The sequence below is a fragment of the Nonomuraea insulae genome, assembly GCF_042656245.1.
In genome coordinates this window covers 201,007-225,587 of sequence record NZ_JBHSPA010000022.1, presented here as the reverse complement: position 1 = coordinate 225,587, position 24,581 = coordinate 201,007, and the positions used below count along the sequence as shown (strand labels likewise).

The 24,581-nt window shown below is 68.2% G+C and carries 19 protein-coding genes; 10 read left to right on the top strand and 9 right to left on the bottom strand.

Translation table 11 applies throughout. The features are described from left to right. Positions 1-28 precede the first annotated feature (28 nt). Together ACFPZ3_RS16985 and ACFPZ3_RS16980 are read left to right on the top strand one after the other, a co-directional pair. Positions 29-1,222, top strand: a complete 1,194-nt coding sequence (locus ACFPZ3_RS16985; protein WP_379515069.1) for a sensor histidine kinase — start codon at positions 29-31, stop codon at positions 1,220-1,222. After that, the gene (locus ACFPZ3_RS16980) at positions 1,219-1,860 is read left to right on the top strand and encodes a response regulator (protein WP_379515068.1); all 642 of its coding nucleotides are present in this window, start codon (positions 1,219-1,221) and stop codon (positions 1,858-1,860) included. Before ACFPZ3_RS16985 ends, ACFPZ3_RS16980 begins: the two co-directional genes overlap by 4 nt. Before the next feature lie 45 nt (positions 1,861-1,905). Here ACFPZ3_RS16980 and ACFPZ3_RS16975 read toward each other — a convergent pair whose 3' ends face one another. From ACFPZ3_RS16975 to ACFPZ3_RS16965, 3 genes are all read right to left on the bottom strand, one after another. Beyond that, the gene (locus ACFPZ3_RS16975; protein ID WP_379515067.1) at positions 1,906-2,403 is read right to left on the bottom strand and encodes a DUF402 domain-containing protein; all 498 of its coding nucleotides are present in this window, start codon (positions 2,401-2,403) and stop codon (positions 1,906-1,908) included. A 354-nt stretch (positions 2,404-2,757) separates the two neighbouring features. Next, positions 2,758-3,891, bottom strand: coding sequence for a glycoside hydrolase family protein (locus tag ACFPZ3_RS16970; protein WP_379515066.1), 1,134 nt, complete (start codon positions 3,889-3,891; stop codon positions 2,758-2,760). A 647-nt stretch (positions 3,892-4,538) separates the two neighbouring features. Continuing rightward, positions 4,539-5,795 (bottom strand): glucarate dehydratase family protein, encoded by a 1,257-nt coding sequence (locus ACFPZ3_RS16965; protein ID WP_379515187.1) that lies wholly within the window; start codon positions 5,793-5,795, stop codon positions 4,539-4,541. Between the two features lie 104 nt (positions 5,796-5,899). On the opposite strand from ACFPZ3_RS16965, the gene ACFPZ3_RS16960 reads away from it, so the two are divergent. Beyond that, positions 5,900-7,369 (top strand): aldehyde dehydrogenase (NADP(+)), encoded by a 1,470-nt coding sequence (locus ACFPZ3_RS16960; protein WP_379515065.1) that lies wholly within the window; start codon positions 5,900-5,902, stop codon positions 7,367-7,369. On the opposite strand, the gene ACFPZ3_RS16955 is transcribed toward ACFPZ3_RS16960, so the two are convergent. The 5 genes from ACFPZ3_RS16955 to ACFPZ3_RS16935 form a co-directional block, all read right to left on the bottom strand. Beyond that, positions 7,311-7,679, bottom strand: coding sequence for a dihydrodipicolinate synthase family protein (locus ACFPZ3_RS16955; protein ID WP_379515064.1), 369 nt, complete (start codon positions 7,677-7,679; stop codon positions 7,311-7,313). The genes ACFPZ3_RS16960 and ACFPZ3_RS16955 overlap by 59 nt on opposite strands. Positions 7,680-7,696: 17 nt before the next feature. Next, positions 7,697-8,464 carry an IclR family transcriptional regulator gene (locus tag ACFPZ3_RS16950; RefSeq protein ID WP_379515063.1) on the bottom strand — a complete coding sequence of 256 codons (768 nt, stop codon included), beginning with the start codon at positions 8,462-8,464 and terminating at the stop codon, positions 7,697-7,699. Between the two features lie 68 nt (positions 8,465-8,532). After that, on the bottom strand, positions 8,533-9,393 hold the full coding sequence (locus ACFPZ3_RS16945) for a carbohydrate ABC transporter permease (RefSeq protein WP_379515062.1): 861 nt from the start codon (positions 9,391-9,393) through the stop codon (positions 8,533-8,535). Then, the gene (locus ACFPZ3_RS16940) at positions 9,390-10,319 is read right to left on the bottom strand and encodes a carbohydrate ABC transporter permease (protein WP_379515061.1); all 930 of its coding nucleotides are present in this window, start codon (positions 10,317-10,319) and stop codon (positions 9,390-9,392) included. The genes ACFPZ3_RS16945 and ACFPZ3_RS16940 overlap by 4 nt, the downstream gene beginning before the upstream one ends. After that, entirely contained in the window at positions 10,316-11,629 is a 1,314-nt protein-coding gene (locus ACFPZ3_RS16935) for a sugar ABC transporter substrate-binding protein (RefSeq protein WP_379515060.1), read from the bottom strand. The genes ACFPZ3_RS16940 and ACFPZ3_RS16935 overlap by 4 nt, the downstream gene beginning before the upstream one ends. A gap of 135 nt (positions 11,630-11,764) precedes the next feature. On the opposite strand from ACFPZ3_RS16935, the gene ACFPZ3_RS16930 reads away from it, so the two are divergent. The 3 genes from ACFPZ3_RS16930 to ACFPZ3_RS16920 all read left to right on the top strand — a co-directional run bounded on the left by ACFPZ3_RS16930 (position 11,765) and on the right by ACFPZ3_RS16920 (position 14,553). Continuing rightward, positions 11,765-12,559, top strand: a complete 795-nt coding sequence (locus ACFPZ3_RS16930) for an NAD-dependent epimerase/dehydratase family protein (RefSeq protein ID WP_379515059.1) — start codon at positions 11,765-11,767, stop codon at positions 12,557-12,559. A 93-nt stretch (positions 12,560-12,652) separates the two neighbouring features. After that, the gene (locus tag ACFPZ3_RS16925; protein WP_379515058.1) at positions 12,653-13,615 is read left to right on the top strand and encodes a LacI family DNA-binding transcriptional regulator; all 963 of its coding nucleotides are present in this window, start codon (positions 12,653-12,655) and stop codon (positions 13,613-13,615) included. Continuing rightward, positions 13,612-14,553 carry an aldose epimerase family protein gene (locus ACFPZ3_RS16920; protein WP_379515057.1) on the top strand — a complete coding sequence of 314 codons (942 nt, stop codon included), beginning with the start codon at positions 13,612-13,614 and terminating at the stop codon, positions 14,551-14,553. The genes ACFPZ3_RS16925 and ACFPZ3_RS16920 overlap by 4 nt, the downstream gene beginning before the upstream one ends. Here the strand turns inward: ACFPZ3_RS16920 and ACFPZ3_RS16915 are convergent. Then, positions 14,546-16,996 (bottom strand): SpoIIE family protein phosphatase, encoded by a 2,451-nt coding sequence (locus ACFPZ3_RS16915; protein WP_379515056.1) that lies wholly within the window; start codon positions 16,994-16,996, stop codon positions 14,546-14,548. The two genes, ACFPZ3_RS16920 and ACFPZ3_RS16915, sit on opposite strands and share 8 nt — an antisense overlap. Positions 16,997-17,091: 95 nt before the next feature. On the opposite strand from ACFPZ3_RS16915, the gene ACFPZ3_RS16910 reads away from it, so the two are divergent. The 4 genes from ACFPZ3_RS16910 (at position 17,092) to ACFPZ3_RS16895 (ending at position 24,560) form a co-directional block, all read left to right on the top strand. Continuing rightward, positions 17,092-20,523, top strand: a complete 3,432-nt coding sequence (locus ACFPZ3_RS16910; RefSeq protein WP_379515055.1) for a HAMP domain-containing protein — start codon at positions 17,092-17,094, stop codon at positions 20,521-20,523. Continuing rightward, positions 20,520-21,134 (top strand): response regulator, encoded by a 615-nt coding sequence (locus ACFPZ3_RS16905; RefSeq protein WP_379515054.1) that lies wholly within the window; start codon positions 20,520-20,522, stop codon positions 21,132-21,134. The genes ACFPZ3_RS16910 and ACFPZ3_RS16905 overlap by 4 nt, the downstream gene beginning before the upstream one ends. 70 nt (positions 21,135-21,204) lie before the next feature. Further along, complete coding sequence (locus ACFPZ3_RS16900) at positions 21,205-23,715, top strand: DNA translocase FtsK (RefSeq protein WP_379515053.1); 2,511 nt, start codon at positions 21,205-21,207, stop codon at positions 23,713-23,715. Between the two features lie 83 nt (positions 23,716-23,798). Beyond that, positions 23,799-24,560, top strand: a complete 762-nt coding sequence (locus tag ACFPZ3_RS16895) for a helix-turn-helix domain-containing protein (RefSeq protein WP_379515186.1) — start codon at positions 23,799-23,801, stop codon at positions 24,558-24,560. The last annotated feature ends 21 nt before the right edge of the window (positions 24,561-24,581 follow it).

The window sequence follows — 24,581 nt, the reverse complement described above, 5'->3', positions numbered from 1 at the left end:
CGCCGCTTCAGCGGCTACGGTTCAACGCGTGGACGACACGCACCCCTTCTTCGCCAGGCGCATGAGCCGCCACCAGTTGGTGATGCTCGATGTTGTGGCAGGCCTGTGCCTGGCGTTCGTGCTCTTCACGGTGACGGTCCATGCCGCAACGCTGCCGCTTTGGATGCGGATCGCCCTTCCCGCGGGGCTGGGGCTTCCGCTGGCCCTGCGCAGGCTGTGGCCTCTGCCCGTCTTCTGCTTCACTCTGCTGCTCGCCATCATTACGGCGCTGGTCGGCGCCATAGGGCTCGCTTACCTCGCGCCCGCGTACGCTCTCTACATTGTCGCCCTGTCCGACAGGCGTGGTCCGGTGATCCCGACGTTGGCCATCGGGCTGGTGAGTCTGGTCACCATGCTCGGCTTGGTGATGGCGGGTGCGTCGCGCGAGAAGGCTCCTGACTGGGTGTTGCACCTCGATCAGCCGCTTTTGGGCATCGCGGCGCTCGGAGGGGCATGGACGGTCGGTCGGGCGGTGCAGGAGCGCAGGTCCTTCGCGGCTCGTGACACGGAGCGGCTGGCGGCGCAGGCGGTGGCGGAGGAGCGTTTACGGATCGCTCGCGAGCTGCATGACGTGGTCACGCACAGCGTGGGGCTGATCGCGGTCAAGGCCGGGGTCGCCAATCACGTCATGGCGACCAAGCCGGAAGAGGCACACGATGCCTTGCGGGTGATTGAGACCGCCAGCCGGAGCGCGTTGGTCGAGATGCGTCATCTGCTTGGTGTGCTGAGATCCACGGAGGTGCCCGACCGTGTGCCTGCTCCTGGGCTGGCCGGGATCCAGGCGTTGGTGGGGCAGGCTCGGCTGGCGGGGGTCGAGGTGGAGCTGGAGCTGCAGCCCGAGGTCGGCGATGCGCTGCGAGATGCGGCAGACGGGTGGGAGCGGCTCTCTGATGGTGTCGGGCTGTCGGTCTATCGCATCGTGCAGGAGGCGCTCACCAATGTGGTCAAGCATGCCGCGCCCACTCGCTGCCGCGTGTCCGTGGTCGCCAATGGCAAGGAGGTGCGGATAGAGGTCGTCGACGCCGGGCCGGGAAGGCGCACGTTGCTTTCTGATGGCGCCGGGCATGGCCTCATTGGAATGCGGGAGCGGGTCATGATGTACGGCGGTGTGTTTGACGCCGGGAGCCTTGCCGGAGGGGGATTTCGGGTATTTGCGAGATTGCCCTATGAGGAGGTCTCGTGATTCGGGTGGTCGTTGCCGACGATCAGGCGTTGCTCAGGGGGAGTTTCAGAGTGCTGGTCGACTCTGAGCCTGATTTGGAGGTGGTGGGGGAGGCGGCTACCGGGAGTGAAGCGGTGGCCGTTGCTTTGGAGATGCGTCCGGATGTGGTGCTTATGGACGTAAGGATGCCGGAAATGGATGGGATTGAGGCTACTCGTCGCGTTAGGGATGTTGCTCGGGTTTTGGTGGTGACGATGTTCGACCTTGATGCTTATGTTTATGATGCGCTTCGGGCTGGGGCCAGCGGATTTTTGCTGAAGGATACGCCGCCTGCGGATTTGCTTGCCGCCATTCGGGTGGTGGCGGGTGGGGAAGCGTTGCTGGCTCCTACGGTTACGCGTAGGTTGATCGAGGAGTTCACGCGTACTCCGATACTGCCCCGGGTGAAAGGGCTGGAGGGAGTGACGGAGCGGGAGCGTGAAGTGCTGATGTTGATCGCGCGAGGGTTGTCCAACAGTGAGATAGCTCTGCATCTGCAACTTAGCCTGGCTACGGTAAAGACGCACATCACTCGATTGTTGGCCAAGTTGGAGGCGCGGGATCGGGCGCAGCTCGTTATCGTGGCGTATGAGAGCGGGTTGGTTTCGGCCGCTGGGTGATGGAGTGCCAAGTTGCCCTGCAGTTGGTTTTGTGGTCTGATGAAGTCAGATTGATTTTGAGAGCCAATCCAAGTGTGCGCCGTCGAATGGGCTCTTTCTTTCTCTTACTGCGTCGAGTAGCCAGTGTGCGGTTTCTTCTGCTTGCGCGATCAATTCAGGTGGATAATTCAGTAGGGCCTGGTGTTCCGCGAATTCATCCTCATCGTCGAGAATGATCCGTCCATCCCTCATGCGAATCACATCTAGATCGAGGTCGAGCATGGTGACCTCGCCGTCCTTCCACTCCGGAACCGTGGTGACGTCGACGTAGATCTCGCTTCTGTGGGGCGGCATGTTGAAGGATGCCGCCCACCAGGCATTCCGGGGGAACAACATGATCGCGGTTGCCTCCCACGTGACGGGTGGACCCTCGCCTTTGTAAGCGACCGTTCCGCCCGGAACCTCCACCCAGAGGCCATGCTCGTCCTCGCCGAGCAGACGGCCGGGGTGGTTCCAGTGCAACGCGCCGCCGTACTTTCGGAAGACGATTCGTACGTCAGTCATGTCGAGCAACCTATCCATGTCGGATCGCAGCTACACGAAAGGCTCTGATGAGGCCCGGGTGGCCAGGTAGTCAGGTGGCTGGTGTCAGACGGCCGGGCGGCCGGGCGGTCAGACGGCCGGGCGGCCGGGCGGTCAGACGGCCGGGCGGGCGGGCGGTCAGGCAGTCAGGCGGGCGGGCGGTTAGGTGGCCGAGCGGTTAGGTGGCCGGGCGGGCGGGTGGCTGGGCGGTCAGGCAGTCAGGCGGCCGGGTGGCTGTGTGGTGAGGCGGTCAGGTGGCCCGGGTGGCTGTGTGGTGAGGCGGCCGGGCGGTGGTCAGCTGGGCCGCCGTTGCGGTTACGTGGGGGTGAGGGGCGGTTACCGGTGGAGGCGCAGGGCCTCGGAGAGGGCGGCCAGGCGTTGGGGAGAAGCCAGGCCCGCGTGGTACAGGTGGAACTCCGACGCTCCTGCCTTGGCATACGTCCTCAGGTGGTCGGCCAAGGTGTCGGGGTTGGCTGGGCGGGGTGGGAGGGTCAGGACGTAGGCGCCTACTCGCTGGCCAGTTGTCGAGAGGTCCTTCAGGCGGGTGAGGCGGATGGCGTCTGAGGTCGGGTCGCCCCAGCAGTTGGCCACCAGGACGTCTGCGTCGGGTTCACCAGAGGGAAGCGGGGCGAAGGCGCCGGTGGCCCAGGGGTCTGGGTTGGCGTGCAGGGTGATGGGGAGATTGGGGGCGATTCTCTTGGCGGTGGAGACCAGGCGCTCGCGGAGGGTGGTGGACAGGCTGACACGGACGGCGCGTACCTCATCGGTGAATGTGCCTAGGGCCTCTTCGATGGTGCTGGGTGCGGAGGGGGCTGTGGTGGTCGAGCGGTCTATGGCGGCGCGGACCGCTGCCTTGGTGGCTGATGGGTAGCGAGGGGAGCAGCTTGTGCAGAAGCAGAGGGAGAGGAGATCTATGTCCACCGGTGTCCAGTCTGCGCCGGACGTCTTCTCATGGACGCTCTGGTGGCCGAAACCCATGGGGCCGCACGCCTCCAGGATCAGGCCGTCCGGCTCGCCTATCTCGAGAACTTCCTGGACCAGGCGTTCGCAGTACTCGATGACGTCCTCGTGGGCGGGGCACAGGGCGTACGGGTACGGGTCGCCGAAGGCGTTACGTACGGTCAAGTCGGGGTTGGCCGTGCCCAGATGGGAGTTGTGGGTGAGGACCGTCCAGGCGTGCACCTGGAGGCCGACGGCCTTCAACGCGTCCCTCGCCTGAAGGTAGGCGTCGGCGGGGGTCCACGTGGGGGCGGCGGGGATCAGGCGGGACCACGCCGCCGGGCGGATCGGGAGGTAGAAGGCCGAGTGCGGCACATCCAGTACGCGGTGGGCGGGGTGGTACGGCGTGGCCGCCCTCGTTGAGTGGTAGCTGGCGGCCAGGGCGACCGCCTGGACGCCGAGGTCTGCCAGGCGACCGGGGGCTGACGGGTCCCCGACCACGTCCCACGGATAGAGGTAGGCGACGTTCACCAGCGGGTCTCCTTGCCGACAGTCATCAGTAGGTTTCTTTGCCGACGTTTATCAGATGGGCTCATCGTCGGTGTTCTTGAGGGGGGTTTGCGGATGTTCGTTGGGTGGTCGTGGCTTCGCTGCTGGAGGTTGAGCGGTTCCCTAGCTGGGCGGGCGCCCGGGAACGCCGCCGAGAAGACCGTTGATATACGTCGGCATGGACGTTCCTGATGAGCGCCGACAAGAGACGGTCCTCAGCGGTGCGATCAAAGACATCATCCGGTGAACGCCACCCATTGACGCCCTTCACGAGCACCGGCAAAGACCCCTTCACGAGCACCGGTAAAGAGGTCTCTTTTCGCCGCTTTCCGTCGAGGTGCCGGTCGAGGTGGATGTCGAGGGTGATGGGCGGGGTGATGTGGGGGGCGCTGGCAATGACCGCCTTCGCGGGCACTGGGAAAGAGGTCTCTTTTCGCGCTTTTCGTTGAGGTGCGGGTCGAGGTGGATGTCGAGGGTGGCCAGCGGGGTGATGTGGGGGCGCTGGCAAAGGTCCCAATCGCGGGCACCGGGAAGGACCTGCTCCACGGGCACTGCAAAGACGGCGCTTCGCGGGGACCGGCAAAGGCTGCCTTCGCGGGCACCAGGAAAGACGCTCCGTCGCGAGAGGGTCACCAGCGGGGTCGCCTGGCGGAGAAGGTGGGGGCGAAGCGTTGCATGTACGAGGTGTCGTCGCGGGCGACGATTCCGCACTTTTCGTACTGCTCGTTCATCACCGCCAATGCGTCCCGGTCCAGTTCCACGCCCAGGCCGGAGGTGGTGGGCACGGGGACGGCGCCGTCGGTGAAGCGGAGGGCGCCGGGCAGGACCACGTCCTGGCCGTCCTGCCAAGGGGTGTGGGTGTCGCAGGCGAAGGTGAGGTTCGGTGTGGCGGCGGCCAGGTGGGTCATGGCGGCCAGGCTGATTCCGAGGTGGGAGTTGGAGTGCATGGACAGGGCGAGGCCGAAGGTGTCGCACATGGCGGCGATGTGCGACGAACGTACGAGACCGCCCCAATAGTGGTGGTCCAGGAGGAGTACGCCGATTGCGCGGGATGCTATCGCGGGAGGGAGATGCTCAGGGGTGACCACGCACATGTTCGTGGCGAGGGGCATGGGTACGGCGGCGGCCACCTCGGCCATGCCCGCGATGCCGGCGGTCGGGTCCTCCAGGTACTGGAGAGTGCCGTCCAGTTCCCGGCCCACGCGAATCGAGGTCTCCACCGACCAGGCGGCGTTCGGGTCGAGGCGGAGCGGCATGTCCGGGAAGGCCTCGTGCAGCGCGCGGATCGCGGCGATCTCCTGGTCCGGGGGGAAGACACCGCCCTTGAGCTTGATGGAGGTGAAGCCGTACTCCTTGATGAGGAGCGCCGTCTGCGCGACGATGCCGGCCTCGTCCAGTGCGGCGCCGAACCTGTCGGGTTCCTGATCCGGGTGACCGGCCCACTTGTAGAAGAGGTACGCGCTGTACGGGACCGCGTCCCTGACCTTGCCGCCCAGGAGGTCCGATACCGGGACGCCGGCCGCCTTGCCGCGAATGTCCAGGCAAGCCACTTCGAAGGGGGAGAAGACCCGGTCGACGCTCTTCTCCTTCGTGGCGACGCCGGTCAGGCCGTGCAGGTCGGTCACCCTCTCGCCGACGATCGCGGCGATCCGGGCGTACATGGTGTTCAGGGCATGGATGTCGAGGCCGATCAGGGCCTGCGCGCATTCGCGTACCTTGCCGAGATGATCGAGATCCCCGTAGGTCTCGCCCAACCCGGTCAGGCCTTCATCTGTGACGACCTCGACAATGGTACGGAGGGCCCACGGTTCGTGGACTCCGGCGGCGTTCAGGAGGGGCGGATCCCGGAAAGCTACGGGGGTTACGTGGATCTGCCTAATGATCATTAGCGCGCCGTCCATATATGTGAACAATAGCCAGATTTGTGGACACGTTGCCGCAACTGTAAGAATCGGGATGAAGAAGTGTCAAGACTCCGAAGGGCCATTCGATGATCTACGGACACGACCCCAAGACAGGTGCGACCGTGGGCGCCGCCCTGCCCGAGACCGACAGCGCCGGGGTCGACCTGGTCGTTTCTGCGGCGGGCGCCGCCGGAACGGCGTGGCGGGCGACTCCGGCGGCCGAGCGGGCCGTCGCGCTGGAGGCCGTCGCCGACGCGCTCGCCGCGCACGTGGAAGAGCTGTGGCAGCTCGCCGACCAGGAGACCGCGCTCGGCGAGGGACGGCTGCGGGGCGAGGTGGCGCGTACGGCGGGGCAGTTCAGGCTCTTCGCCGAGGTGCTCAGGGATGGCGCCTACGTGGAGGCCATCATCGATCACGCTGACTCTTCCCTCGCGCCGCCCAGGCCCGACGTGCGGCGGATGAAGCACGCGTTGCAGGGCGTCGTGGCCGTGTTCGCGGCCAGCAACTTCCCGTTCGCGTTCTCGGTGGCCGGGGGTGACACCGCATCCGCGCTGGCCGCCGGCTGCCCCGTGGTCGTGAAGGCGCACCCCGGGCACCCGAACACGTCGGAGCGGGTGGCGAAGATCGTTCGGGAGGCACTGCCGTACCCGGATCTGCTGGGGCTGGTTCAGGGCATGCAGGCCGGTGCCGACCTCGTACAGCACCCGAGTGTGGTCGCGGCCGGGTTCACCGGGTCGGTGGCCGGGGGCAAGGCGATCCAGAAGCTGATCGAGGAGCGGGAGGTACCGATTCCGTTCTTCGGCGAGCTCGGGAGCGTCAACCCCGTGGTCGTGCTTCCGTCGGCGCCTGCCAAGGAGGTGGCGACGGGGTTCGCCGGGTCGCTGACGCTGGGCGTCGGGCAGTTCTGTACGAATCCCGGGCTCATGTTCGTGCCTGAGGGCGAGGAACTGCGGCAGGCGATCGTGGAGGCCGTCGAAGGGACCAGCGGCGGGGCCATGCTGGCCGAGCGGATCCGCGACGGATACCTCGGGGGCGTCGAGCGGCTGGGTGAGCTGCAGTTGCTGGCCGAGGGCAAGCCGGGGGAGGGGAGCTGGGCGGTCACGCCCAAGGTGTTCACCGCCGATCTCGACACGTTCGCGGAGAAGCTGCCGCATATCGGGGAGGAGTGCTTCGGGCCCGCCTCGATTGTGGTGACTTATCGGGAAATCTCGGATCTGGGGCCGGTTCTTGAGCGGCTCGAGGGGTCGTTGACCGCGACCGTTCACGGCACTGACCCCGAGGAGGGTTCGGAGGTCGCCGAGGTGCTGGCAAGGAAGGCCGGGCGGCTCATCTGGAACGGGTGGCCGACCGGGGTCGCGGTGTGCTGGGCCATGCAGCACGGGGGGCCGTGGCCTGCTGCGACGACCACGTTCACGTCTGTGGGCGCCACGGCGATCGATCGGTGGCTGGCTCCCACTGCCTACCAGGACTGGCCGGAGGCGTTGCTGCCGGAAGAGCTCAAGGAGAGCAACCCGCTGTCCGTTCCGCGGAGGGTGGACGGGCGTTTGCACGTGTGAGTCGGTGATTGGTTGATCGCGTTCGTGGACGAGCGGTTCCGGTGGTGGCGGTGGTGCCGATGGTGCCGGAGGTGGCGGTGACGGCAGTGGCGGTGCCGGAGGTGGTGAGGGCGGTGGCGGAGGTGGCCACCACGCGGGTGTACTCATCGAGGTCGAGGGCGTTGAACTCGCCGGTGCCGCACGCCGCGAACACTCCTCCCGCCCCAGCCGCGACCCCCTCGGAGACGTGCCGGGCCAGGATGGCTTCGGCGAGGCCGCCATCGGGGCCGAACGGGGTCACGGGGAAGAAGAGAACGCCGTCCAGGCGCATCAACGCTTCCTTTCCAGCTAGCGGATGCCCTCCCGGCGGAGAGTGGCAGCCAGCTTCCGGGTGTGTTTGATGATCGCTTCGGTGATCCGCTCGACCGCGCCGGGCGCGAGGGCGGCGGGCATCGAGCAGCTGATCGCGTCCGTAGCGGGGATGCGGTAGTCGACCGCCACGGCCACGCAGGCCACGCCTGGCGTGCCCTGCTCGCGTTCGTAGGACCAGCCTCTGGTGCGGACCTGGTCGAGCTCGCCTGTCAGCTTGGCCAGGTCGGTGATGGTGTGGTCGGTCAGCGCGATCAGGGGTTGGGGCAGCAGCGCCACGACCTCGTCGTCGGTGAGCTGGGCGAGCAGCACCTGCCCGAGCGCCGTGACGTGGGCGGGCAGCCGCCGGCCGACGCGCGGGATGATGTGGTCGGCCTCGCGCGAGTCCCTGGTCGCGAGGTAGAGCACATGGGCGCCGTCACGGCGGGCGAAGTGCACGGTGTGCCCGATCTCGTCCCGCAGGTCCTCCAGGCTCTCCTGGGCGAACGGCAGCGCGGGGTCCTTGTCGAGGTACGCGGTGCCGGTCAGCAGCGCGTGCGGCCCGATGCCGAAGGCCGACCTGGCCGAGTCGGTCTCGACCCAGTTGAGCTCGACCAGCGTGCGCATGAGGGCGTGCAGGCTGCTGCGCGGGAAGCCGGTCCGCTGCTGGAGCTCCGACAGCGTCATGTGGTCGTGCGACTCGGCGAGCGCTTCCAGGATGCGTACGGTCCGCTCCGCGGACTTGACCAGCTGGGGCTCCATGCTCATCCCATCTCGTAATCCTTCGGCGGATTCGGGCATCCAGAATATGGGATGCCGTCCAGATACATGGACGGCTAACCCTTGACCGCGCCGCTTGTCAGACCGCGCATGAACTGCCGCTGGAACGCCAGGAACGCGATGATCGAGGGCAGCAGCGCCAGCAGCGAGGCCGCCAGCAGCACACCGATCCCGACCTCCTCGTCCGAGCGGAGCGAGCGCAGCGCGATGGGCAGCGTCCACATGTCCGACTCCGGTGCGACGATCAGCGGCAGCAGGTACTGGTCCCAGATCATCGTGAACCCGAAGACCCCGATCACGCCGAGCGCGGGGCGGCACAGCGGCACGATGATCGTGGCGAAGATGCGCAGTTCGCCGGCGCCGTCGATGCGCGCGGCCTCCTCCAGTTCGACCGGCACCTCCTTCATGAACTCCGTCATGACGAGGATGGAGAAGCCCCAGGCCCCGACGGGCAGGATCATGCCGGCGTAGGTGCCGATGAGGTTGAGGTGCAGCAGGGGCAGGTCGGACAGGACGAGGGAGAGGGGGATCGCGATGATCTCCTCGGGGAGCATCATCGTGGTGAGCATGAGCAGCATCACCAACGTCATGCCACGGAACTTCTTACGGGCCAGCGAGTACGCCGCGAACACGCTCACCAGCATCTGCAGCAGCAGCCCGAACCCCACCACGATGAACGAGTTGAGCAGGTAGAGATAGACGTTCTTGTCCTTGGCCTGGATGAAGTTCTCGAGGGTGAACTCGTCCGGCCAGAGGGTGAAGGAGGTGGGGTCGAGGGTCTTGCTGAACGAGCTCATCAGCAACCCGACCAGCGGCCCGGTGAAGACGATCACCATGAACCCATAGATCAGGACCTTGCCGACGACGGCCAGCGGCCCCCGCCGCGACTCCAGGCCCAGCGCGCTGTCGAACCTCATGCCGCCTGCCTCCTCCGCATCGTCTGGACGATCACGGTGAGCACCAGCGTGGCCAGGAACAACACGATCCCGCCCGCCGAGGCGACCCCCAGCTCGTTCTTCTGGAACCCGAGCTTGTAGATCAACGTCATCAGCACCTCGGAGGAGCCGTTGGGGCCGCCGTTCGTGAGCACGTACACCTCGACGAACACCCGCAGCCCGCGAATGGCGGCCAGCGTGAACAGGATCCAGAACACCGGCCGCAGCGCCGGCAGCGTGATGTGCCGCAGCCGCCGCCAGGTCGAGGCGCCGTCCACGGCCGCGGCCTCGTACAGCGTGCGGTTCACGCCGACCAGGCCCGCAAGGAAGATCATCATGTCGTACGGGGTGCCGCGCCAGATGCTCATCAGCATGATCGACCACAGCGAGGAGTGCTCGCTGGCCAGCCAGGGCTGCGGGTCGATGCCCACCCAGCCGATGACGACGTTGAGCATCCCGCTGTCGGCGGGGTGGAACATGATGCGCCACACCTCGGCCACGGCCGCCATCGTGGTGACGACCGGCAGGAAGGCCGCGGTCCTGACGAACCACAGATATCGGGCGGGGCCTTCGATGAGCAGCGCCAGCACGAGGCCGAGCACGAGTGAGCCGAGCGTGGTGCCCAGCGCCAGCACCATGCTCTGCCAGATCGCCGCACCGAACTCATCGTCGGTGATGATCGTCTGGTAGTTCTGGAGGCCGACCCACTCGTCACCGAGGAAGGTCTGGACCTTGAACAGGCTCTTCCACAGGCCCACGAACATCGGGATGAACTTGAAGTACAGGAAGAGCAGCAGCGCCGGCGCGAGGAAGAGCCAGGCGATCAGCGACCCCCGCCACCGCACCGACTTCGGTGGGTGGCCGGGGGTCGCCGTCCGGTTGGAGGCCGGGGCGAGTGTGGAGGTCATGACGCTTTCTGGCTCTGCAGTTCCTGGGTCAGCTTGGTGTTGAGCTGATCCATCGCCGTTTTGACGTCAGCCGCGCAGTCGGCCCAGACGGTGTTGATGGAGTCGGCGGAGTCCTGCCTGATCGGCGCCCAGTTGGGCACCGGCGGGGCGTAGACGGCGTTCGCGTAGGAGTCCTGGAACACCTTCCAGCGCGGATCCTGCCGCTCGGCGGCCATGTCGACCGTGGTGTTGACCGGCAGGCGGACAATGGCGCCGTTGGCGTCCTTGTTCATGCCGACCTTCTGGCCCTCGGGCGAGATCGCGAACTCGGTGAACTTCTTCTGCGCCTCCTGGTTCTTGGACCCGGCCATCATGTAGACGTTCTCGCCCTCGCCCAGCGTGCCGGGACCGCCGGAGGGGCCCTTGGGCACGGGCAGGACCTCGATCTTGTCGGTGCCGATGCTCGTGACGAACCTGGCCAGCACGTACGGCCCCACCAGGTAGATGCCGCCCAGGCCCTTCTCGAAGACCTCGTGCGTGACGGTCGTGTCGTTGCTGACGGCGCCGGGGTTGACGGTCTTGGTCTTGCAGAACTGGTCCTGCAGGTACTGGACGGCCTCCACGGTCTTGGGGTCGCTCACCGTGGCGGCGAACTTGCCCCCACCGGTCGACTTGATGAAGTCGCCGCCGTTGGCGTAGATGAGCGAGGAGGCGTACCAGGAGGCGTAGCCGCGTTTGGTCCCCGCGGGGGCGACGAAGCCGGAGGTGTCCTTCTTGCCGTTGCCGTCGGGGTCCTGCTCGGTGAACGCGGTGGCCAGCTTGGCGAGGTCCTCCCAGGTCGCGGGCGGCTCCATCTTGACCTTCTCGCGCCAGTCCTTGCGTACGATCAGCGCGAACGACTGGGCGGAGAACGGAGCCGCGTAGTACTTCCCGTCGGCCCCGGCGGCGGCCTTCCAGGCCGTCTCCGCGAGTTGGTCGCCGCCGGCCAGCGCGGCCTTGTCGACCGGTTGCAGCCAGCCCTGCGACTGCATGTTGCCGAGTTGGGCCGTGTCGTTGATGACGATGTCAGGCAGATCCTTCTGCGCCGCCTGCTGGTTCAGTTTGGTCTCGAAGTCATCGAAAAGGGCGACTACTTTCGTTTGCACCCCGCTGGCCTTGGTAAATGCGTCGGCCAGCTTCTTGGCGGTCTTGGCGGAGTCGGAATCGGGCGCCTGCCTGATCCAGATCTCCAGAGTGTTGTCCGAACTAGACGATGATGACCCGGAACCGCAGCCGGTCAGTCCTACGGCCAGAGTCGTGACTATCGCGACTCCCAGCAGACGACGTGACATCAGACCGCCTCCTGTTCACATATGTGGACGAGAGTCGTGGACTTGGATGTGTGCCTGTGAACGTAACTAGTGGCATGGCGCACGGTCAATATTCAAGGATGTGAATTTCGGCCAGATTCGTGTACATCATGATGCATGCGCATTCTCATGACAGGGGCCGCTGGAAAGGTCGGGACGCTGCTACGGCCGCGACTCGCAGGTGAGGGCCGTACGCTGCGGCTTTCCGATATTCACCCGCTGGATCCCGGGCCGGGCGAGGAGTGGGTGACGGCCGACCTGGCCGACCCGGATGCCATGGCCGAGGCGATGAAGGGCGTGGACGCTGTCTTGCACCTGGGCGGCCAGAGCAGGGAACATCCCTGGGCCGACATTGTGCAGGCCAACATCAACGGGACTCAGGTTCTGCTGGAGGCGGCGTACAAGGAGGGGGTCGAGCACGTCGTTCTCATGGGCAGCCACCACTCGGCCGGTTTCCACCCCAGGCCGGAGTCCGGTGAGGACCTGCCCGACTACGCCTTTCCGCGGCCCGACACCTTCTACGGCGTGAGCAAGGTCGTCATGGAGGCGCTCGGCAGCCTCTACCACGACCGGTTCGGCATGAACGTGACCGTGGTCAGGCTCGGCACCTGCAACGACGCGCCGCAGGACACCCGCGGGCTGGCCACGTGGATCTCGGCCGACGACCTGACCCGCCTGGTCGAGGCCGGGCTGACGGCGCCCGGCTACCACGTCGTCTGGGGCGTCTCCGACAGCCCCCGCCGGTGGTGGTCGCTGGAGGAGGGGAAGGCCATCGGGTACGACTCCCGCGACTCCTCCGAGCCCTTCGCCGCCGCCCTCCTCGCCCAGCACGGCGAACCCGACCTGTCGGAACCGGTGCACAAGAACGCCGGAGGCATCTTCACGGTGAACGAACTCGGCGGCAAATGGTGACCTAGCTCATAGCAACCGGTTGCAAGAACCTTGACGGCAACAAGCACAAAGGTCAAGGTTTGATCTGGCAACCGTTTGCAAGGGAGAGCGGCGATGTCGGCGACGATCAAGGATGTGGCCCGCGCCTGCGGCGTACACGTCTCCACTGTTTCGCGTACCTTCTCCGCACCGCACCTGGTCAATCCCGCCACCAGGAGTCGTGTGCTGGCCGTCGCCGACGACCTCGGCTACCGCCCCAACCGGGCGGCCAGGGCGCTCACCACGGGGCGCACGTTCAACATGGGCCTGATCGTGGCCGACATCTCCAACCCGTTCTTCCCGCCGCTCATCAAGGCCGCCCAGGCCCAGGCCAGAGGGCGTGACTACCACGTCTTCGTGGCAGACACCGATGAGGACCCGCGGGTGGAGGAGGAGCTGATCAGGACGTTCACCAAGCAGGTGGACGGCGTCCTGCTGTGCAGCCCCCGGCTGTCGAACAAGATGATCGAGCGTCTGGCGGAGGACGTGCCGTTCGTGGTGATCAACCGGCGCATCAAGGGCATGCCCGCCGTCCTCATGAACGTCGCCCAGGGCGCCAAGCTGGCGCTGGAGCACCTGGCCGCGCTCGGCCACCGCAGGATCGCGCTCGTGTCCGGCCCGATCGGCTCGTGGACCAGCAACGAGATGCAGGGCGTGGCAGCCGAGTCCGTCGGGCTCGACCTGGTCTTCTTCGGCCCCAACCAGCCGACGGAGGCGGGCGGCCTGTCCGTGGCCCCCGAGGTGGCCGCCTGCGGCGCGAGCGCGGTGCTGGCCTACAACGACCTCGTCGCGCTCGGCCTCATCGAGGGGCTGTCGGCGATGGAGATAGGGGTACCAGACCAGATAAGTGTGATCGGGTTCGACGACATCCTGCCGGGACGGCTCAACCGGCCCAAACTGACCACGGTGGCCATGCCGGCCGTGGCCGCGGGGAGGATGGCCGTCGATCTGCTGCTGCAGTCGGGGGGCGAGGGCGCGACAGTGACCCTCGACACCGCCCTCATAGTCCGCGAGTCCACGGGAAGGGCACAGACATGATCTTCGGAACGCTGCCATCAGGCCAGCAGGTCGAGCGCGTAGCGCTGTCGTCGGGACGGCTGCGCGCCGAGGTGCTCACCTACGGCGCCATCGTGCGCACGCTGGAGGTGTCCGGGGTCAACGTCGTGCTCGGGCTGGACACGCTCGACGACTACCTCACCCGCAGCCGCTACTTCGGCGCGGTCGTCGGCCGGTACGGCAACCGCATCGCGGGCGCCCGCTTCACCCTCGACGGGGTCGAGTTCCGGCTGCCCGCCAACAACGGCCCCAACAGCCTGCACGGCGGCACCGAGGGCTTCGACCGCAAGGTGTGGACGATCGCCGGCCGCACGGACTCGTCGGTGACGCTCACGCTGATCAGCCCCGACGGGGACCAGGGCTATCCGGGCACGCTGACCGCCTCGGTCACCTACACGCTGGCGGACGACGCGCTGCGCATCGACTACGCGGCCGAGAGCGACGCCCCGACCGTGGTCAACCTGACCAACCACTCCTACTTCAACCTCAAGGGCGCGGGCGACGTGCTCGACCACGTCGTCCAGATGGGCTCCGAGCACTACCTGCCGGTGGACGACGACAAGATTCCCACGGGCGAGCTCGCGCCGGTCAAGGGCACGCCGTTCGACTTCATCGAGCCGCACGCGGTGGGCGAGCGGTACGAGGGCGCCTACGACCACTGCTTCGTGCTCGACGGCGGCGACGGCGGCGTCAAGGTCACGGGCGGCGAGCTGACCATGGAGGTCACGACCACCGAGCCGGGCGTGCAGTTCTACGCGGGCGGCATGCTGGACGGGGCCGCGACGCCGTTCGGGCCGTTCGCCGGGTTGTGCCTGGAGACGCAGCACTTCCCCGACTCGCCGAACCAGCCGCAGTTCCCCTCCACCGTGCTGCGGCCGGGGGAGCGCCGCACCTCCACCACCACCTACCGCTTCATATGACCTGCCGCAGGGTGGCGGAGGCCTTGATCACCAACAGGGCCACGTCGTCCTGCGACGGCTCGGCCGCGAACGTCTCGACCGCGTGCCGCACCCGCTCGGCCACCGCGTGGGCGCTCAGCCCCGTACAGCCGGACAGCAGCGCGGCCAGCCCGTTCCCGTCGTCCAGCAGCCGGTCGCCGTTGCGGCGCTCGGTCACGCCGTCGGTGACGCACAGCAGCACCTCCTCCGGCGCCAGCTCGAACGTCTCCACGTAGAACCTGGCGCCGGTCTCGATGCCCAGCAGCAACTGCGGGCTCGCCATGGCCTCGACCTCGCCGTCCGCCCGCAGCAGGAGCGGCGGAGGATGACCCGCGGAGGCGATCGTGCACAGCGCGCCGCCCTGCGGGAGCGGGGTCAGCTCCCCGCACAGCAGGCTCAGGAACCTGCCCTCCTCGCCCTCCTCCAGCAGCGCGTGGTTGAGCCGGTCGAAGATGTCGGCCACCGTGTAGTGCTCCTTGGCGAGCAGGCGTACGGCGTGTCTGGCCAGCCCCGTGACCGCGGCCGCCTCCGGGCCGCTGCCGCACACGTCGCCCAGCGCGAAGCACCAGTGGTCGGCCACCGTGAACAGGTCGTAGAAGTCGCCCCCGACGTCCGCGCCCTCCTCGGCCGGCTCGTAGATCACCGCGGACTCCAGGCCGGGCATGGGCGCCGTGCGCACGGGCAGCAGGCTGCGCTGCAGGACCCGGGAGGTGGTCGCCTGCCTGGCGTACAACATGGCCGTGTGCAGGTTGAGCGCCACCAGGCGGCACAGGTCCGCCAGCAGGTCGGCCAGCTCCAGCGGCAGCGTCGGCTCGGAGCGGCCGATCACCAGCGCGCCGTGCGACCTGCCCTGCGTCAGCAGCGGGAACGCCAGCACCGTCTCCGGGCCCACCGGCCAGCTCACCTCGGTGAGCGCCGTGCGCGGGATGGCGGGCAACGACTTGCGCAGGTCGGCGTTGTGGCGCTCCTCGCTGTGCCAGACGTGGGCGAGCCTGGTCATCCCGGTCAGGTCGGTCAGATAGACCGCCGCCCACGTGGCGATCTTGGGCACCACGAGCTGCGCGGTGAGCGCCGCGATCAGCTCCTCATCGTGTACGCCCGCCAGCAACTCGCCCGCCTCGGCCAGGAACGACAGCCGCCCCCGATGGGCCCGGTCCTGCTCGGCCAGCCGCTCCCGCTGCACAGGAACGGCCACCTGCTCGGCGATGTGCTGCAGGCTGACCGTGAGCTCCTGGTCGAAGCGGTTCGCCTGCGCGGCGGTGACCACGAGATAGCCGATCACCTCGCCGGCCACCAGCAGCGGCGCGCACGCCAGCGACCTGGCGCGCAACTGCTGGGCCAGCTCGACGTCACCGGCGAGCAGGTCCTCGATCATGGCGGGCGCCTTGCGGTCGGCGCCCAGCACGCCCGTGGCCAGCACGCCGACCAGCGCCGCCGTCGCGCCCGCGCCCGCCGCCACGCCGAACCGGTTGCCGCCCTCGGTGGCCAGCAGCACGTAGGCGGCGTCACCCCCGCTGGAGACCTGGACGATCTGCGCGATCGTGTCGAGCAACTCGGTGAACGGCGTGTCCTGGTCGATCAGTTCCTTGATGCGCTGCCCCGCCTCCCTGCGCACCGGCGGGGGCGGCGGCGTCAGCACGTAGCGGTGGTCGCCGGCCACGATCATCCAGATCGTCCGGCGCTCCCCGGCCAGCCCGCGGGCACGCAGATGGGAGACGTAGACGGGGACGAGCTTGCCGTCGAGGTGCCGCATGCGCGCCTCGCCCCGCCAGCGGACCAGGCCGAGGGTGTCGGCCAGCGACAACGCGTAGGGGCCGTGGCCGCGCCAGGCCACCAGCTCCTTCAGCGACCGGCCGACGACCTGCTCCGCCGGCCAGCCGAGCAACTTCTCCGCCTCGGAGTTCCACGACTCCACCACCCCGTCGAGGTCGGCGACCACCACGCCGACGTGCAGCGTCTCCAGGGGCGCCACGGCGCGGCCCGGCGGCCCCGGCTGGGCTTCCTGCGGGTCACAGCCTTCGCCGAGCTCCATGCGCACCCAGACGCGCTTGGCCGTCCTGGTGTAGGTCACGCCCCAGGCGTCGGCCAGCATCCCGGCGAGCGCCAGCCCCCGCCCGGACGTGGCCAGCGGCCCCTCGGGAGAGACGGACCCCGGGCTCGGGATCGTGCGCGTGGGGTGCTGGTCGTCGACCTCGATCTCGAGTTTGGCCGGGATGGCGTCGACGTCCAAGCGGCAGGTCAGCTCGACTCCGGTGCCCGCGTGCACCACCGCGTTCGTGACGAGTTCGCTGGTCAGGAGCACGGCGTCCTCCGCCAGGTGGCTCAGGCGCCATTCGCCGAGCACCTGGCGGACGAACTTGCGCGCGTGCGCCGGCGCATGGGCAGTGCCGTCGAAGGCCGTGCTCGACACCCTGGTCGTGTCCACTCTGCGTCCTAGAACATCACTCGATGTGGCAGTTCGGTCACTCTCAGGGTGGCAGACTGGTGCCGCTGATACCTCCAGTTGTGAAGAAGGCCGCCATGGTCGCGCAGTTGGATTCCGCATATGTCCCTGGATCGCTCCACCCTGCGGACCTCCGCCCGCTGCTCGTGGCCCTGCGCGGGCTGCGTGACGGCAACTTCCGCGCGCGGCTGGAGCCGCCGGACACGCCCGTTCTCGCGGAGCTGGCGACCATGCTCAACCAGGTGCTCGACCGCAACGAACACCTGTCGGGCGAGCTGGCCCGCCTGCGCACCGAGGTGGCCAGGCGCGGGCGGCTCGACGAGCGGGTCAATCCCGGCCCGGGCATGGGGGCCTGGGCGGCCAACGTGGCGGCCGTCAACACCCTGATCGACGCGCTCGTCATCCCGGCCGCCAAGGCCACCAGAGTGGTCAACGCGGTCGCGGACGGCGACCTGTCGAAGCGGGTGGACCTGGAGGAGGACGACCGGCCGCTGCGCGGCGGGCTGCGCCTGATGGGCAAGGCGGTCAACCGCATGGTCGATCAGCTCGCGCTGTTCTCCGGCGAGGTGACCAGGGCGGCCCGCGAGGTCGGCACCGAGGGACGGCTCGGCGGCCGGGCCAAGGCGCAGGGCATGTCGGGGAGCTGGCGTGACGTGGCCGAGGCGGTCAACGCCATGGCCGGGCGGCTGACCGCCCAGGTGCGCGACATCGCCGTCGTGACCACGGCCGTGGCCAGGGGCGACCTGACCCGGCAGGTGACCGTCGAGGCCACCGGCGAGCTGCTGGAGCTCAAGCTGACCGTCAACACCATGGTCGGGCAGCTCTCGGCGTTCGCGGATGAGGTGACGCGGGTGGCGCGTGAGGTTGGGACGGAGGGGCGGCTGGGCGGTCAGGCGCAGGTGCGCGGGGTCAGCGGGGTGTGGAAGGACCTGACGGACAACGTGAACTTCATGGCCTCCAACCTCACCGAGCAGGTGCGCGACATCGCCCAGGTCGCCACCGCCGTCGCCCAGGGAGACCTCAGCCGCAAGATCAGCGTGGACGTCAAGGGCGAGATCTTCCAGCTCAAGGACACCGTCAACACGATGGTGGACCAGCTCTCGGCGTTCGCCGACGAGGTGACGCGGGTGGCGCGTGAGGTCGGTACGGAGGGGCGGCTGGGCGGTCAGGCACGGGTGCGCGGGGCGAGCGGGGTGTGGAAGGACCTGACGGACAACGTGAACTTCATGGCCTCCAACCTCACCAGCCAGGTACGCAACATCGCCCAGGTCGCCACCGCCGTGGCCAACGGCGACCTCTCCAAGAAGATCGACGTGGACGCCCGCGGCGAGATCCTGGAGCTCAAGTCCACGATCAACACCATGGTCGACACCCTGTCGTCGTTCTCCTCCGAGGTCACCAGGGTCGCCCGCGAGGTCGGCTCCGAGGGCAGGCTGGGCGGCCAGGCCGAGGTCGAAGGCGTCTACGGCACCTGGGAACGCCTCACCAAGAACGTCAACCAGCTCGCCGGCAACCTCACCACCCAAGTACGCGCCATCGCCGACGTGGCCAGCGCCGTCGCCCAGGGAGACCTGACCCGCTCGATCAGCGTCGAGGCCAAGGGCGAGGTCGCCGAGCTGAAGAACGACGTCAACCTCATGGTCGCCAACCTGCGCGAGACCACCCGCGCCAAGGACTGGCTGGAGAGCAACCTGGCCCGCATCGCCGGCCTCATGCAGGGGCACAGGAACCTGGTCGAGGTGGCCGACCTGATCCTGCGCGAGCTGACACCGCTGGTCAACGCTCAGCACGGCGCCTTCTTCCTGACCGACGCCGGCTCGCTGGCCCTCATCGCCGGCTACGGCGCCGCCCACGACATGCGGCCCGGCCAGGGCGCCCCGGGGCCGGGGCTCATCAGGCAGGCCGCGCTCGAACGCAAACGCATCCTGCTGGAGGACGTGCCGCCCGGCTACATCAAGGTCCGCTCCGGGCTGGGCGAGGCCGCGCCGGCCAGCGTGGTGGTGTTGCCCATCGTGTTCGAGGACCACGTGCTCGGGGTGATCGAGCTGGCCTCGTTCAGCCGGTTCAGCGACGTGCACCTGGCCTTCTTCGACCAGTTCGTGGTCACCATCGGCGTGGCGATCAACACGATCATCGCCAACGCCCGCACCGAGGCGCTGCTGTCGGAGTCGCAGCGGCTGGCCCAGCAGCTCCAGGGCCGCTCCGACGAGCTGCAGCGCCAGCAGGCCGAGCTGCGCAGGTCCAACGCCGCGCTGGAGGAGAAGGCCCACCTGCTGGCCACCTCCTCCCGCTACAAATCGGAGTTCCTGGCCAACATGTCCCACGAGCTGCGCACCCCGCTCAACAGCCTGCTCATCCTGGCCAGGCTGCTGGCCGACAATCCCGGGGGGAACCTGTCGGAGCAGGAGGTCGAGTTCGCCACCACGATCCACAACGCCGGCAGCGACCTGCTCCAGCTCATCAACGACATCCTCGACCTGTCCAAGATCGAGGCGGGGCGCATGGACGTACGCCCGGAGAGGCTGCCGCTGAGCAAGTTGCTCGACTACGTGGACGCCACCTTCCGCCCCCTCACCGTGGACCGGGGGCTCAAGCTGGAGATCGAGGTCGGCCCCGTCGCCCCCCGCGTGTTGTACAACGACGAGCGCCGCCTCCAGCAGATCCTGCGCAACCTGCTGTCGAACGCGGTCAAGTTCACCTCCGCGGGCGAGGTCCGCCTGGCGGTCACCCTCGCCGAGGACAGACTCGACGAGGAGGGCCACCCGATGATCTCCTTCGCCGTCAGCGACACCGGCATCGGCATCGCGGCCGACAAGCTGCCAGCCATCTTCGGCGCCTTCCAGCAGGCCGACGGCACCACCAGCCGCAAATACGGCGGCACCGGGCTCGGCCTGTCGATCAGCAGCGAGATCGCCCGCCTGCTCGGCGGCGAGATCCACGCCGGCAGCACTCCCAGCCGGGGCAGCACGTTCACGCTGTACGTCCCCGCAGGCTCCCCGGTGCCCAGCCCGCCCGGCGAGCCGGAGCCACGCGCGGACCGGCCCGCCGTGGGCGAGGACCTGTGGCAGTCCGCCTCCGAGCTCACCCGGCTGAAGGACGGCGCGCTCGGGGAGACGTTCGCCGGACGGCGGGTGCTCATCGTGGACGACGACATCCGCAACGTGTACGCCCTGACCCACGTGCTCGGCCGGCTCGGCATGGAGATCGTCTACGCCGAGAACGGCAGGGAGGGCATCGAGGCGCTGGAGCGCGAGGTGGACATCGCGCTGGTCCTCATGGACGTGATGATGCCGGAGATGGATGGATACGAGACGCTCGTCGCCGTCCGGCGGATGTCCAGGTTCGCCGACCTGCCGATCATCGCGCTCACCGCCAAGGCGATGCCGGGCGACAGGGAGAAGACGATCTCGTGCGGCGCGTCGGACTACGTGCCCAAGCCCGTGGACCTGGATCAGCTGCTGGAGGTGATGCGCGGGTGGCTCGCGGGCGAACGGGAGGCTGGCGGATGAACCGCCAGGTCAACATCCTTCTGGTGGACGACAACCAGGAGAGCCTGATCGCGCTGGAGGCGGTGTTGCGGCCGCTCCAGCAACCCCTGTTCAAGGCCAGGTCGGGGCCCGAGGCGATGAAGCTGATGTTGCGGCACGACTTCGCCGTCGTGCTGCTCGACGTGCTCATGCCCGGCATGGACGGCTTCGAGACCGCCGCCCACATCAAGCGGCTCGACCAGACCCGCGACGTGCCGATCATCTTCCTGACCGGCACCGAGCCCGGCGCGGGCGCCGCCTTCCGCGGCTACGCCGTGGGCGCCGTCGACTACCTCACCAAGCCCTTCGACCCGTGGGTGCTCAGGTCGAAGGTGGCGGTGTTCCTGGAGTTGTTCCGCAAGAGCGCCGTGCTGATGGAGCAGGCGGCGATGCTGACCCAGCTCGTGCGTGACAACGAGGCGCTGGGGGACTTCGCGCGGCGGCTCGGGGCGGTGGAGTCGCGTCTGGAGGGGTTGTCGGAGTCGGACGCGGAGGACGAGGGGGTGCGGGAGGCGGTCAAGGATCTGGCGGATCGGGTGGGGGTCATGCAGGCCGCGTTCGAGGCCCTGTCGTCCGTACGGGGTCAGCTTTGAGGCGTTCATATGTCAGGACACCGGCGAGCCTACGCGCGTACAGCGGTGTCTCCGTCGTACCTTTGGCATCATGGCCACCCGTACGCCGAAAAGCGCATCGAAGGGGCCGACGAAGCGGTCGACCTCGTCTCGTTCGACCCCTGCCAAGCGCGGGAGCACGTCGGCGGGGCGGTCCAGGGCGAAGGGAACCGCCGCCGGCCGCAAGTCCTCAGTGACCCATCCTGACCCCATCAGCTGGGTCTTCACCATGATCGGCAAGCTGATCGTCGGGCTGTGGATGTTGCTCGCCAACGGCATCGGCAGCACCGCGCGGGCGCTGGGCAAGAACGCCCGCGAACTCGATCCCGCGCATCGGCGCGACGGGGTGGGCCTGACGGTGCTCGCCGGAGCGATCGTGCTCGCGGCCATGACGTGGCGCAACTCCGACGGCGCGGTGGCCGGCGTGGTCAACACGACCGTGCGGGGCGTGTTCGGCTCGCTCGCCTGGGCGCTGCCGCTGCTGCTCGGGCTGCTGGCCTGGCGCTACCTGCGCCACCCCGACCAGAACGCCGACACCGGGCGCATGGGGATCGGGTGGGCCGCGCTGCTGGTCGGCGTGCTGGGCGTCATCCACGTCGCGAACGACACCCCCTACCCGGCCGGCGAGGGCCAGGGCATGGACAAGGTGTCGCAGGCCGGCGGCATGGTCGGGTTCATCGTGTCGGCGCCGCCGATGAGCATCCTGCCGCCGTGGGTCACGATCCCGCTGCTGTTGCTGCTGTCCGGGTTCGGGATCCTGGTGATCACCGCGACTCCCGTGCACCGGATCCCCGAGCGGCTGTCCGAGCTCAAGCACCTGCTCTTCGAGCGGCACTCCGAGAGCGAGCAGCCGAAGTCGCCGGCCAGGAAGCGGGTCAGGACCAAGAAGTCCGAGGACGGCGAGCCCGGCGACCTGATCAAGCCGTACGACACGCCCGTGCTGGCCGAGAAGGACAAGCGGAGCGACCACTCGCCCGAGATCGTCCCGGGGCTGACCGACGAGGAGGAGGCGCCCGCTCCCGAGGCTGAGAGGCGTTCTGAGGCGCCGGAGCCGACTCCCGCGCCGCGTAAGGTGGAGCAGCTCGTGCTGTCGCCGCAGGCGGGCCCCTACAGCGTGCCCGACCTGCAGCGCCTCACCCCGGGCAGCGCGCCCAAGCCGCAGACCAAGGCCAACACCACCGTGGTGAACGCGCTGACGAGCGTCCTGGAGCAGTTCACCATCGACGCGCAGGTGATCGGCTTCACCCGGGGCCCGACCGTGACCCGTTACGAGATCGAGCTCGGGCCCGCGGTCAAGGTGGAGAAGGTCACGGCGCTCACCAAGAACATCGCCTACGCCGTCAAGTCCGCCGATGTCCGCATCCTTTCCCCCATCCCGGGGAAGTCGGCCATCGGGGTAGAGATCCCGAACGCCGACAAGGACCTGGTCTCGCTGGGCGACGTGCTGCGCTCCCAGGTGGCGCAGGCCGACCACCACCCGATGATCGTCGGCCTGGGCAAGGACGTCGAGGGCCGCACCATCGTCGCCAACCTCGCCAAGATGCCCCACCTGCTCATCGCCGGCGCCACCGGCGCCGGCAAGTCGGTCTGCGTCAACGGGCTGATCACCAGCATCCTCATGCGCGCCACCCCCGACGAGGTGCGCATGGTGCTGGTGGACCCCAAGCGGGTCGAGCTCAGCGTGTACGAGGGCATCCCCCACCTCATCACCCCCATCATCACGAACCCGAAGAAGGCCGCCGAGGCCCTCGAATGGGTCGTGGGGGAGATGGACCGGCGTTACGACGACCTGGCGGCGTCGGGGTTCCGGCACGTGGATGAGTTCAACAAGGCCGTGCGGGCGGGCAAGCTGCAGCCGCCGCCGGGCAGCGAGCGCGTCTACCAGCCCTACCCGTACCTGCTGGTGATCGTGGACGAGCTGGCCGACCTCATGATGGTGGCCCCGCGCGACGTCGAGGACTCGATCGTGCGCATCACGCAGCTCGCCCGCGCGGCGGGCATCCACCTGGTGATCGCCACCCAGCGGCCCTCGGTCGACGTGGTCACCGGCCTCATCAAGGCCAACGTGCCCTCCCGGCTGGCGTTCGCGGTGTCCTCCCTGACCGACTCGCGGGTCATCCTCGACCAGCCAGGCGCCGACAAGCTGGTCGGCCAGGGTGACGCGTTGTTCCTGCCCATGGGGGCGAGCAAGCCGATCCGCATCCAGAACGCGTTCGTCGCGGAGAAGGAGATCGCCGGGATCGTCACGCACTGCAAGGAGCAGATGCAGGTCGAATACCGCGATGACGTCGCCGCCGCGCCGGTCAAGAAGGAGATCGACGAGGACATCGGCGACGACCTCGACCTGGTGATCCAGGCGGCCGAGCTGATCGTCACCACGCAGTTCGGCTCGACCTCGATGCTCCAGCGCAAGCTGCGGGTCGGATTCGCCAAGGCCGGGCGACTGATGGACCTGCTCGAAAGCCGTAACGTCGTCGGCCCGAGCGAGGGTTCCAAGGCGCGCGAGGTGCTCGTGAAGCCCGACGACCTCCCGGGTTTGCTGGCCGATCTGCGTGGCGAATGACCCCAATGCATGCTTGCACGGTGATAACTGATTGAATATGTACCACCACGAAGAGTAGTCACTGTGGTGGGGGGCGGTTGGCTGTGCAGGAGCAGAGCATCGGGGCCATGCTGGCGGCAGCCAGGCACTCGGCCGGATTGACGGTCGCGCAGGTGAGCGCGGCCACCAGGATTCGCGAAGCGATCATCCTGTGTATGGAGCAGGACGACTACGGCCAGTGCGGCGGCGCCTTCTACGCCAGAGGGCACGTCAGGGCCGTGGCCAAAGCCGTGGGGCTCGATCCCGACGCCACGGTCCATCTCTATGACCAGCAGTACGGAGGCGCGCCGCTGCCCGTGCGGGCGTCGGCCGTGTTCCAGGCGGATCGCAAGATCCATCTGCCGGAGCGCCGGGGGCCCAACTGGACGATGGCGCTCGGGGTGGCGCTGGCGATCGTCGTGGTCTTCGGCATGATGCGGGTGATGGGCGGCGCGAGCGACCAGGTCCGTACGGGGGACGTGCGCGCGGCCTCGGCCCGGCCCAGCGTCCCGCCGAACACGCCCATCACCGAGTCGCCCAGGGCCATGGCGTCCAAACCGGCCGCCAAGGACATGGTGACGGTACGGATCAAGGCGAAGCGGTCGTCGTACGTGAACGTGCACGACGCCGAGGGGCGCAAATTGTTCTCGGGCACGCTCAAGGCGGGCAAGACCTCGACGTGGCGTGCGGCCGAGAAGGTCAACGTGCTGCTCGCCGACGCCGGGGCCGTTACGCTGCACGTCAACGGCAAGAAGGTCAAGGGGCTGGGCGGCAGGGGAGACATGGTGCGACGCTCGTTCGGGCCGCCGAAGACGCAGTCTCGGTAGTCACCTGGGGAGCCAGTGCAA

Bases quoted from the DNA above. Each gene is read 5' to 3' on its own strand.
- ACFPZ3_RS16975 (WP_379515067.1), bottom strand. From the start codon at position 2,403: ATGACTGACGTACGAATCGTCTTCCGAAAGTACGGCGGCGCGTTGCAC.
- ACFPZ3_RS16965 (WP_379515187.1), bottom strand. From the start codon at position 5,795: ATGATCATTAGGCAGATCCACGTAACCCCCGTAGCTTTCCGGGATCCG.
- ACFPZ3_RS16960 (WP_379515065.1), top strand. From the start codon at position 5,900: ATGATCTACGGACACGACCCCAAGACAGGTGCGACCGTGGGCGCCGCC.
- ACFPZ3_RS16955 (WP_379515064.1), bottom strand. From the start codon at position 7,679: ATGCGCCTGGACGGCGTTCTCTTCTTCCCCGTGACCCCGTTCGGCCCC.
- ACFPZ3_RS16950 (WP_379515063.1), bottom strand. From the start codon at position 8,464: ATGAGCATGGAGCCCCAGCTGGTCAAGTCCGCGGAGCGGACCGTACGC.
- ACFPZ3_RS16945 (WP_379515062.1), bottom strand. From the start codon at position 9,393: ATGAGGTTCGACAGCGCGCTGGGCCTGGAGTCGCGGCGGGGGCCGCTG.
- ACFPZ3_RS16940 (WP_379515061.1), bottom strand. From the start codon at position 10,319: ATGACCTCCACACTCGCCCCGGCCTCCAACCGGACGGCGACCCCCGGC.
- ACFPZ3_RS16935 (WP_379515060.1), bottom strand. From the start codon at position 11,629: ATGTCACGTCGTCTGCTGGGAGTCGCGATAGTCACGACTCTGGCCGTA.
- ACFPZ3_RS16930 (WP_379515059.1), top strand. From the start codon at position 11,765: ATGCGCATTCTCATGACAGGGGCCGCTGGAAAGGTCGGGACGCTGCTA.
- ACFPZ3_RS16925 (WP_379515058.1), top strand. From the start codon at position 12,653: ATGTCGGCGACGATCAAGGATGTGGCCCGCGCCTGCGGCGTACACGTC.
- ACFPZ3_RS16920 (WP_379515057.1), top strand. From the start codon at position 13,612: ATGATCTTCGGAACGCTGCCATCAGGCCAGCAGGTCGAGCGCGTAGCG.
- ACFPZ3_RS16910 (WP_379515055.1), top strand. From the start codon at position 17,092: ATGGTCGCGCAGTTGGATTCCGCATATGTCCCTGGATCGCTCCACCCT.
- ACFPZ3_RS16905 (WP_379515054.1), top strand. From the start codon at position 20,520: ATGAACCGCCAGGTCAACATCCTTCTGGTGGACGACAACCAGGAGAGC.
- ACFPZ3_RS16900 (WP_379515053.1), top strand. From the start codon at position 21,205: ATGGCCACCCGTACGCCGAAAAGCGCATCGAAGGGGCCGACGAAGCGG.